Source organism: Bartonella sp. CL71SXKL (assembly GCF_042194935.1).
GTDB lineage: Bacteria > Pseudomonadota > Alphaproteobacteria > Rhizobiales > Rhizobiaceae > Bartonella.
Window position 1 is genome coordinate 1 of the sequence record NZ_JBHINI010000055.1, and the last position, 2,289, is coordinate 2,289.

Below are 2,289 nucleotides of genomic sequence, written 5' to 3' on the forward strand. Positions count from 1 at the left end.
TCTTGCCAAACAAGAGAAAGCTGTTTTTTATCAAACATTCTGCTGCTTTTTTATTTTTGGGAGATCTGTTTTAAGGCAATATCGCGTTCACTCAGCACGCATTTCAGTTCCTTTTTCACGCGGCAATACAACCGCGCACGCTTGATAAACAGGTAATAAATGACAACGATTGGCACCCATATTAAAACACTTAAGAGCGTAAAGAACAGGAAAGAAATGGCTATTAATGTTATAAGACTACTCGTCATTTTGTCCCCCTTCCACATTCTGCATACGAATTGCCTGATCGCGTTGTTGTATCGCTTCTTCCAATTGTGGAAGTATTTTGTTCAATTTTCTCGTTAACTTCATGCACATGATCCCAATGATCGGAGAAAAGAGAAGAATCCCTAACCATATAAGGCTCAACAGCTGCATGATAAAGGCAACACTATCATTTTTCCACCATACAAAATTTGCGATAGAGAAAGCAGATTGCAAAACAGAAAAGAGAATAAGGATAAAAAAGATTATCTTACATTCTTTTGAATAAAAAGGCAGAGATTCTTTGAAGTTAAGAAAGCGCATTTTCGCATCAAGTGTCTCAAGCGCGAGATTGTGTCTTTTCATTTCTCCCAGATCATTGCGCAATTGTTGTATGGCTTGCTTTTGTTGCGTCGTACTCTTTTTCAAGCCTTGAGCGAGTTTAAAAGATAACCTGATATATTTGATCAACAGGTAAGGAAACCTGACCATAACCATAACCATTAAAATGGCAATGATAATGAACCCTAAAAAAACCAAATGCTGCATCATAATGCTCCCTTTTTTTCCCTATCGCATTGATGTGAAATCATCATTTTTATTCTCTGCTCAAACAAATGTTTCTAATTCCTTTACTGTTTCTTGCACGCCATACTGAAGGAGACTATGGAGAATTAAAATGACAGGTAAAGAAACAGCAATACATGTCCAGACCCAAAACAGCAGTTTCATGACAAAATCAATAATGTGAAGCACTATCATAGGCACGTAATTGTGCAAAAAAACCGCAGATTTTGGAAGAAAAGCTGAAAAAACGACAAAACCTGTGCAAAGTGCAACCATAACGAAGGCGATAGAAAAGATCATAAAATAATCTTTTTTTGAGAGAAGCAAAGATTCTTGAAAAGAAAAGGCACGCAACTGTGTTGTAAGAACTGTCCTCTGTCCTCTACCCTCTACCTGATAATGCCCTAAATTCTGCGCTGCACCCTTTTTTAATTTTCGCTGCGTCACCAATAACAAGATTGTCCGTTTTATCAACGAATAATAAAGTGCAACGATTGTCACCACGGTAGAAAGGAATACCATAAAAATTGCAGAACAAATAAAAATTGTCGTCCCTACGGCAGTCAACATTCCAATGATTAAAGAAGCGGTCACTTTCCCCCCCTATTGTCTTCTGTTAAGAGATTGGTTGTCTAGCTGTTGCTGCTCTGGCAAGGTTTCCCATTGTAGCATCATTTCCTTCACATCCCGTTTAAATACGGCGTTAAAGACAAAAAAGAGCGGACAAAAACCAAAAAGAACGCCAAAAATCATTTGCGGTAAGAGACATAAAAAAGCCCAAACACTATTCCACCCCGCATCAAGAACATGCTGAATTATAGGATTTTGGAAAGGGTGTTTAAGACTTTCCTGAAGTCTTTCCTGAAGACTTTCTTGTTTCATTTGTCCCAGTGCTTGGAGCTGTTCTTTGGATATAACGTGAAAAAATTCCAAAGGATCCATATAGGCAGACGCGGAAAAAAGCACCAACAAGAGGATAGTCAAACAACAAATGATGATATAATCGCTTGTTGAAAGCATCATCCATTTTTTGAAAGTTGCCGATTGATCCAACACTGACTGTGATACAAAAGCCTTATCTCCCTTATGGGCAAATTGGTGTTGTGATTTATCTTCGATCATACGGATACTCCCCCACTTCTAAAATTCCCACTCTTCAATATTTGATAGCACGCCACCAGCGCGGTAAATTCGCTTAGCACCCTTCTCAGAGTAATGCAAGCACTATAAATCCCCTCTACGTATTTTATTCATTTGCCCTATACGCGCTTATACATGAAGCACTATACGTGAGGCGCTTACAAGCCAAAACACCCTTTTTTCCAAGGAAGGGTGCTCTATTGAAAGCCAAGCACGCTGCCAAGATCACCCTCAGTCCCAGATCAACCTCAGTCATCGCCTCATCTAAAGCTTCCTCAAGCACACGACGTAAACGCCCTACGCTTACCTTTTCCTCAAAAATTTTCAATCTCTTTTCCT

4 protein-coding genes are annotated in these 2,289 nt (G+C 39.1%); all 4 read right to left on the reverse strand.

The annotated features are described in order from the left end of the window. Window positions 1-237: 237 nt before the first annotated feature. Complete coding sequence (locus ACFILA_RS09350; RefSeq protein ID WP_375661103.1) at window positions 238-795, reverse strand: hypothetical protein; 558 nt, start codon at window positions 793-795, stop codon at window positions 238-240. Between the two features lie 57 nt (window positions 796-852). Beyond that, entirely contained in the window at window positions 853-1,404 is a 552-nt protein-coding gene (locus ACFILA_RS09355) for a hypothetical protein (protein WP_375661104.1), read from the reverse strand. A gap of 9 nt (window positions 1,405-1,413) precedes the next feature. Beyond that, window positions 1,414-1,932, reverse strand: a complete 519-nt coding sequence (locus ACFILA_RS09360; RefSeq protein ID WP_375661105.1) for a hypothetical protein — start codon at window positions 1,930-1,932, stop codon at window positions 1,414-1,416. A gap of 124 nt (window positions 1,933-2,056) precedes the next feature. Further along, the coding region (locus ACFILA_RS09365; RefSeq protein WP_375661106.1) for a hypothetical protein at window positions 2,057-2,289 on the reverse strand (233 nt) is incomplete at its 5' end.

What these genes read in the sequence shown, in the direction of transcription:
- ACFILA_RS09350 (WP_375661103.1), bottom strand. Translation starts at nt 795, where the DNA reads ATGATGCAGCATTTGGTTTTTTTAGGGTTCATTATCATTGCCATTTTA.
- ACFILA_RS09360 (WP_375661105.1), bottom strand. Translation starts at nt 1,932, where the DNA reads ATGATCGAAGATAAATCACAACACCAATTTGCCCATAAGGGAGATAAG.